Annotated in this window: 1 protein-coding gene; it reads right to left on the bottom strand. The window is 63.7% G+C overall.

Going from position 1 to position 1389, the window contains the following annotated elements; genetic code table 11:
- Positions 1 to 39: 39 nt before the first annotated feature.
- Complete coding sequence (locus ACGFNJ_RS44075; RefSeq protein WP_393462665.1) at positions 40 to 1329, bottom strand: IS256 family transposase; 1290 nt, start codon at positions 1327 to 1329, stop codon at positions 40 to 42.
- Positions 1330 to 1389: the final 60 nt, after the last annotated feature.

Here is a 1389-nt window from a genome sequence, read left to right as displayed (position 1 = left end):
GGGTCTGTCCAGTTAACGGTGTAGCTCGGGTTGGTTGGGTTATCTCCGTCCGGCGGTGAGTCGACCGTCGAAGGTGATGTCGAAGGCGTTCAACGCCGCTTTCCATCGGGTGATCCACCGTTTCTGGCCCTCGCCGGTGGGATCGAGGGCCATGAGGGCGAGGTAGACGCATTTCAGGGCGGCTTGCTCGTTGGGGAAATGGCCGCGGGCGCGGACAGCGCGGCGGATGCGCGCGTTGACCGACTCGATCGCGTTCGTCGAGCAGATGACGCGTCGGATCTCGGTGTCGAAGGCCAGGAATGGGGTGAACTCGGCCCACGAGTTCTCCCAAAGCCGCACGATTGCTGGATATTTCGTGCCCCAAACCTCGGCGAACTCGTGAAACCGTTCCAGCGCGGCAGGTTCGGTCGCTGCCGTATAGACCGGTTTGAGTGATTTGGCGATCGTGGCCCAGTCCTGACGGCCCGCGTAGGAGAACGACGCGCGCAGCAGGTGGACGATGCAGGTCTGCACGACCGCGGCCGGCCAGGTCTGCCCGATCGCTTCGGGCAAGCCTTTGAGCCCGTCGCAGACGAGCATGCAGACATCGGCGACACCACGGTTTTTCAGCTCGGTCAGGATCTGCAACCAGAACTTCGCGCCCTCACCGCCGTCACCGGCCCACAACCCGAGGATCTCGCGACCGCCCTCGACCGTGACCGCCAACGCGACGTAGATGGGCCGGTTGGCGACTTTCCCATCACGGATCTTCACATGAATCGCATCCAGGAAGATCACCGGATAGACCGGGTCCAGGGGCCGATTCTGCCATTCGGCCATCCCGTCGATCACCTTGTCGGTGATCGTGGAGATGGTCTGTTTGGAGACCTCGGCGCCATAGACCTCCCGCAGATGCGCCGAGATCTCGCCATGGGTCAGGCCCTTGGCCGACAGCGACAGCACCATGTTCTCCACGCCGTTCAATCGGCGTTGACGTTTGCGCACGATCTGCGGCTCGAAGCTGGCGTCGCGGTCACGCGGGACATCGATCTCGACCGGACCGACATCGGTCACGACCGTTTTCGAGCGGGTCCCGTTGCGGGAGTTCGGTGTTCCACGACCGGCGGGGTCGCCGTGGTCGTATCCGAGGTGGTCGGTGATCTCGCCGTCGAGAGCGGACTCCACCACCATCTTCGTCAGCTGCCCCAGCAGACCTCCTTCGCCGGTCAGCTGCAGCCCGCTCGCGCGGGCCTGAGCCACGAGCTGGCCCACCAGCTGCGCATCCACCGCTGACGTCTTCGGTTTCCTCGGTCTGGCCACCGCGTCAGTATCGGCCACCTCGACCGCCATCACATCAGAGTCCATGTGCCACTCCTTGATTCGGAGTTACACCGTTGTTCTTACAGTCCC

The organism is Nocardia sp. NPDC049149 (assembly GCF_043197455.1).
Taxonomy (GTDB): domain Bacteria; phylum Actinomycetota; class Actinomycetes; order Mycobacteriales; family Mycobacteriaceae; genus Nocardia.
Note: the sequence above shows the minus strand (reverse complement) of the source record. Positions and strands in the feature narration are given on the sequence as shown.